Annotated in this window: 1 protein-coding gene; it reads right to left on the bottom strand. The window is 42.0% G+C overall.

From position 1 onward, the window contains the following. Window positions 1–811: type IV secretory system conjugative DNA transfer family protein (locus tag ACQRDX_RS09380; RefSeq protein WP_427896627.1), on the bottom strand; the 811-nt coding region annotated here is incomplete at both ends.

Genomic DNA, 811 nt, shown 5'->3' on the forward strand with positions numbered 1-811 from the left:
ACCCGTCTGCCCAAAAGAACGACTGGTACTTCTGACATCAATGGTTTGTTTGCCTAATAGACCACTCATAAATTTGAAAGTTTCCTCGTCATTTCCACCCAAATAGAGGAGGCTGTCACAGTTCCCCAGTATAGTTTTCCAAGCCTCTTTTTCCTTATAAAGTCCTTGGAGTTGAGCGATATTTTGCAAGATAGGAACTAAGCTCATGTTTCTAGAGCGAACCGTTGAGGTTTGTTCGGCAAAGTCTGGGATTTCTCCGACATTCGCAAACTCATCCAGATAGCTTCTAACATGAATAGGCAGTTGCCCTTTAAAGTCCACATCAGCCTGTCTGGTCAAAGTGGCGAAAACCGTAGAGAAAAATAAAGCAGATAGGAAACGAAAGGTCGTATCATTATCTGGAATAACAAGATATACCATGGTCTTTTGAGTGCCCCACGTTTTCAAATCCATAGTGTCTTTTTGCGTCAAATCAATCACCGATTGAATATTAAAAAGGGCGAACTTAGCGGTCGTCACAGCAATGACCGAATCCAAGGTCTTGTCCTTGTAGTTCTGAAAATCCGCCCAGTTTCTCATGGTAAAGTTCTCATGACCGTATTTTTTAGCGTAATCTTCAAACAGGACTTCAAGAACACTTTTGTCCTGATTATCTCCCTTTGATAAGAGTTTGATGAGTTTCCCAATCTCAGAAAAGGCTGGATAACGGCCACGCTTACGTCTTGCTTCCTGCTCTTGCTTGGAACTTCCTGGTGGATTGTAAAAATCTACCAAATAAGAGGCAATAGCTCTCACCAATGTCATGGAAGCT

It is taken from the genome of Streptococcus sp. SGI.013 (assembly GCF_050315295.1).
Lineage (GTDB): Bacteria > Bacillota > Bacilli > Lactobacillales > Streptococcaceae > Streptococcus > Streptococcus porcorum.